Consider the following 5,567-nt stretch of genomic DNA (forward strand, 5'->3'; position numbering starts at 1 on the left):
CGGGAAGTTCATTGAGAGATTGGGTAAGAGATTGAGATAAAAACGAGAAAAATTTTCTCAAAAAAAACTTCAAATATTTCTTGCTAATTAAAAAAAGAATTTCTACTTTTGCACCCGCTAATCACAACAATGATAAGCGAATAAAACAAGAAGAATACGTTCCTAGACATATTGAATTGACAGCCGTTTCGATGCAAATCGAAACAAAGAAATAAGAGTAAGATAATCGAGAGATTAGAATAAGAACCGATAGAATTGGATTCAAATATAAATAGCTTGAGTAATTAAGCAAACAATATACGATGAAGAGTTTGATCCTGGCTCAGGATGAACGCTAGCGGCAGGCTTAACACATGCAAGTCGAGGGGTATGGTTCTTCGGAACCAGAGACCGGCGCACGGGTGCGTAACGCGTATGCAATCTACCTTTTGCAGAGGGATAGCCCAGAGAAATTTGGATTAATACCTCATAGTATGCAGAGTTGGCATCAACACTGCATTAAAGTCACAACGGCAAAAGATGAGCATGCGTCCCATTAGCTAGTTGGTAAGGTAACGGCTTACCAAGGCAACGATGGGTAGGGGTCCTGAGAGGGAGATCCCCCACACTGGTACTGAGACACGGACCAGACTCCTACGGGAGGCAGCAGTGAGGAATATTGGACAATGGGCGCAAGCCTGATCCAGCCATGCCGCGTGCAGGATGACGGTCCTATGGATTGTAAACTGCTTTTGTACAGGAAGAAACAGTTCTACGTGTAGAACCTTGACGGTACTGTAAGAATAAGGATCGGCTAACTCCGTGCCAGCAGCCGCGGTAATACGGAGGATCCAAGCGTTATCCGGAATCATTGGGTTTAAAGGGTCCGTAGGCGGTTTGGTAAGTCAGTGGTGAAAGCCCATCGCTCAACGGTGGAACGGCCATTGATACTGCTAGACTTGAATTATTAGGAAGTAACTAGAATATGTAGTGTAGCGGTGAAATGCTTAGAGATTACATGGAATACCAATTGCGAAGGCAGGTTACTACTAATGGATTGACGCTGATGGACGAAAGCGTGGGTAGCGAACAGGATTAGATACCCTGGTAGTCCACGCCGTAAACGATGGATACTAGCTGTTGGGGGCAACTTCAGTGGCTAAGCGAAAGTGATAAGTATCCCACCTGGGGAGTACGTTCGCAAGAATGAAACTCAAAGGAATTGACGGGGGCCCGCACAAGCGGTGGAGCATGTGGTTTAATTCGATGATACGCGAGGAACCTTACCAAGGCTTAAATGTAGATTGACCGGTTTGGAAACAGACTTTTCGCAAGACAATTTACAAGGTGCTGCATGGTTGTCGTCAGCTCGTGCCGTGAGGTGTCAGGTTAAGTCCTATAACGAGCGCAACCCCTGTTGTTAGTTGCCAGCGAGTCATGTCGGGAACTCTAACGAGACTGCCAGTGCAAACTGTGAGGAAGGTGGGGATGACGTCAAATCATCACGGCCCTTACGCCTTGGGCTACACACGTGCTACAATGGCCGGTACAGAGAGCAGCCACTGGGTGACCAGGAGCGAATCTATAAAGCCGGTCACAGTTCGGATCGGAGTCTGCAACTCGACTCCGTGAAGCTGGAATCGCTAGTAATCGGATATCAGCCATGATCCGGTGAATACGTTCCCGGGCCTTGTACACACCGCCCGTCAAGCCATGGAAGCTGGGGGTGCCTGAAGTCGGTGACCGCAAGGAGCTGCCTAGGGTAAAACTGGTAACTAGGGCTAAGTCGTAACAAGGTAGCCGTACCGGAAGGTGCGGCTGGAACACCTCCTTTCTAGAGCCTTAGTGTTAGCGTAAAGCACGCTAGGGAAAAAGAAGAAGATTTTAAAGGTGCTAAGACACCGGTTATATTACTCTTGCTGTTAATTTAAAGAAATTGAATAAAGAATTAAGTAAAAAACAGAGTCTCGTAGCTCAGCTGGTTAGAGTACTACACTGATAATGTAGGGGTCGGCAGTTCGAGTCTGCCCGGGACTACTATTTACACTTAAAAAGGAAATTCTAGAGGTTGAGATCCTTATTTTTTTGGAATTTGGAAATTAAAATTTTTGGAATTTAAAAAAAAATGGGGGATTAGCTCAGCTGGCTAGAGCGCCTGCCTTGCACGCAGGAGGTCAACGGTTCGACTCCGTTATTCTCCACTATTCGAGTGAATAGTAAAGAGTAAAAAGTAATTAGTCAAAAGCTAATCACTAATTACTAAGCACTACTCACTAGAAAAAAGTTCATTGACATATTGAGATAAGAAATAATAAAAAGTAGAAAGAACACTTTTTAGTAATTAGTAACTAGTGGATAGTAATTAGCGAAAGCTAAGGACTAATTACTAAGGACTAATCACTAAAAAAAGTACAATAAGCAAAATAAGGGCGTATGGGGGATGCCTAGGCTCTCAGAGGCGATGAAAGGCGTGATAAGCTGCGAAAAGTTACGGGGATCGGCACACACGAATTGATCCGTAAATACCTGAATGGGGCAACCCACTATGTTGAAGACATAGTACACCGATAGGTGGGCAAACCCGCTGAACTGAAACATCTAAGTAGGCGGAGGAGAAGAAAACAAAAGTGATTCCGTAAGTAGTGGCGAGCGAACGCGGATTAGCCCAAACCAATGTTGTTACGGCAATGTTGGGGTTGTAGGACCACGATATTTTATGTACAAGGAACCAGAATTGACTGGAAAGTCGAGCCAAAGAGAGTGATAGCCTCGTATGGGTAACAAGTATAATAGATAGTGGTATCCTGAGTAGGGCGGGGCACGTGAAACCCTGTCTGAATTTGGCGGGACCATCCGCTAAGGCTAAATACTCCTGAGAGACCGATAGTGAACCAGTACCGTGAGGGAAAGGTGAAAAGAACCGTGAATAACGGAGTGAAATAGATCCTGAAACCATACGCTTACAAGCGGTCGGAGCCCTTTTGTGGGGTGACGGCGTGCCTTTTGCATAATGAGCCTACGAGTTAACGTTGCTGGCAAGGATAAGTGGTTAAGCCACGGATCCGTAGCGAAAGCGAGTCTGAATAGGGCGCTTTAGTCAGTAGTGTTAGACGCGAAACCGTGTGATCTACCCATGGGCAGGATGAAGCGCTGGTAACACAGTGTGGAGGTCCGAACCGGTTGACGTTGAAAAGTCTTCGGATGACCTGTGGGTAGGGGTGAAAGGCCAATCAAACTCGGAAATAGCTCGTACTCCCCGAAATGCATTTAGGTGCAGCGCATATTATAAGTTATATAGAGGTAGAGCTACTGATTGGATGCGGGGGCTTCACCGCCTACCAATTCCTGACAAACTCCGAATGCTATATAATGTTTTTATGCAGTGAGGGCTTGGGTGCTAAGGTCCAAGTCCGAGAGGGAAAGAACCCAGACCATCAGCTAAGGTCCCCAAATATATGTTAAGTTGAAAGAACGAGGTTTGTCTGCCCAGACAGCTAGGATGTTGGCTTGGAAGCAGCCATTCATTTAAAGAGTGCGTAACAGCTCACTAGTCGAGCGGACGAGCATGGATAATAATCGGGCATAAACATATTACCGAAGCTATGGATTTGTAATTTATTACAAGTGGTAGGGGAGCATTCTATCAGGGTAGAAGGTGTGTCGTAAGGCATGCTGGACTGGATAGAAAAGAAAATGTAGGCATAAGTAACGATAATGCGGGCGAGAAACCCGCACACCGAAAGACTAAGGTTTCCACAGCTATGCTAATCAGCTGTGGGTTAGTCGGGACCTAAGGCGAACCCGAAAGGGACAGTCGATGGCCAACGGGTTAATATTCCCGTACTACTGATTACTGTGATGGGGTGACGGAGTGATGAAAGCGCCGCGAACTGACGGAATAGTTCGTTGAAGTACCTACCTATAAGCTGCGCAGGCAAATCCACGCGGCTTGGGGAAATACGATAGTACTCGGAGACTTCGGTCAAAGAGATAGTGCGCCTAAGGGCTTCCAAGAAAAACCTCTAAACTTCAGGTAATTAGTACCCGTACCGTAAACCGACACAGGTAGTCGAGGAGAGAATCCTAAGGTGCTCGAGAGATTCATGGCTAAGGAATTAGGCAAAATAGACCCGTAACTTCGGGAGAAGGGTCGCCCCGAGTAATCGGGGCCGCAGTGAAGAGGTCCAGGCGACTGTTTATCAAAAACACAGGGCTCTGCAAAATCGTAAGATGAAGTATAGGGCCTGACACCTGCCCGGTGCTGGAAGGTTAAGAGGAGATGTTATCTTCGGAGAAGCATTGAATTGAAGCCCCAGTAAACGGCGGCCGTAACTATAACGGTCCTAAGGTAGCGAAATTCCTTGTCGGGTAAGTTCCGACCTGCACGAATGGTGTAACGATCTGGACACTGTCTCAGCCATGAGCTCGGTGAAATTGTAGTAACGGTGAAGATGCCGTTTACCCGCAGTGGGACGAAAAGACCCTGTGCACCTTTACTATAGCTTAGTATTGACCTTGGATAAATGATGTGTAGGATAGGTTGGAGACTGTGAAGTGGCGTCGCTAGGCGTTGTGGAGTCATTGTTGAAATACAACCCTTTGTTTATCTGAGGCCTAACCCCGAAAACGGGGGACATTGCTTGGTGGGTAGTTTGACTGGGGTGGTCGCCTCCAAAAGAGTAACGGAGGCTTCTAAAGGTTCCCTCAGTACGCTTGGTAACCGTGCGTAGAGTGCAATGGCATAAGGGAGCTTGACTGAGAGACATACAGGTCGATCAGGTACGAAAGTAGAGCATAGTGATCCGGTGGTTCCGCATGGAAGGGCCATCGCTCAAAGGATAAAAGGTACGCCGGGGATAACAGGCTGATCTCCCCCAAGAGCTCATATCGACGGGGGGGTTTGGCACCTCGATGTCGGCTCGTCACATCCTGGGGCTGGAGAAGGTCCCAAGGGTTGGGCTGTTCGCCCATTAAAGTGGCACGCGAGCTGGGTTCAGAACGTCGTGAGACAGTTCGGTCTCTATCTACTGTGGGCGTTAGAAATTTGAGTGGATCTGATTCTAGTACGAGAGGACCGAATTGGACAAACCTCTAGTGTATCTGTTGTCCCGCCAGGGGCACCGCAGAGTAGCTACGTTTGGAAGGGATAAGCGCTGAAAGCATATAAGCGCGAAACCCACCACAAGATGAGATTTCTTTTAAGGGTCGTGGGAGATGACCACGTTGATAGGCTATAGATGTAAAGGCAGTAATGTCATAGTCGAGTAGTACTAATAACCCGTAAGCTTATGTACATATTTTCCCGAGCCGAAAGGCTCGGGGAGAAACTTTCTAGATCCTGAATCAATTTCAGGATGAACTTTTTATATTCTTTATCTCAGTATGTTAAGATATTCTGTAATGTTGTTCCGAATGATCGGAATACCCATTGCAAAACGACCTTAAGGTGGTTATTGCGGCGGGGCTCACCTCTTCCCATCCCGAACAGAGAAGTTAAGCCCGCCTGCGCAGATGGTACTGCAATTTGTGGGAGAGTATGTCGCCGCCTTTCTTTAGAAAACCCTTCATCAAAAATGAAGGGTTTTTTT

The 5,567-nt window shown here is 46.8% G+C and carries 2 tRNA genes and 3 rRNA genes; all 5 read left to right on the top strand.

What is annotated here, in order from left to right:
* Positions 1-299: 299 nt before the first annotated feature.
* The 5 genes from ACSVH7_RS14990 (at position 300) to rrf (ending at position 5,530) form a co-directional block, all read left to right on the top strand.
* A 16S ribosomal RNA gene (locus tag ACSVH7_RS14990) occupies positions 300-1,813 on the top strand.
* A 129-nt stretch (positions 1,814-1,942) separates the two neighbouring features.
* Positions 1,943-2,016, top strand: a tRNA-Ile gene (locus tag ACSVH7_RS14995).
* A 90-nt stretch (positions 2,017-2,106) separates the two neighbouring features.
* A tRNA-Ala gene (locus ACSVH7_RS15000) sits at positions 2,107-2,180 on the top strand.
* A 211-nt stretch (positions 2,181-2,391) separates the two neighbouring features.
* A 23S ribosomal RNA gene (locus ACSVH7_RS15005) occupies positions 2,392-5,273 on the top strand.
* 148 nt (positions 5,274-5,421) lie between these two features.
* Positions 5,422-5,530 (top strand): 5S ribosomal RNA (gene rrf / locus ACSVH7_RS15010).
* Together the 16S, 23S and 5S rRNA genes with 2 tRNA genes alongside form the textbook arrangement of a ribosomal RNA operon.
* Positions 5,531-5,567 lie beyond the last annotated feature (37 nt).

The organism is Flavobacterium sp. TSSA_36, assembly GCF_051547165.1.
In the GTDB taxonomy this organism is placed as follows: Bacteria; Bacteroidota; Bacteroidia; order Flavobacteriales; family Flavobacteriaceae; genus Flavobacterium.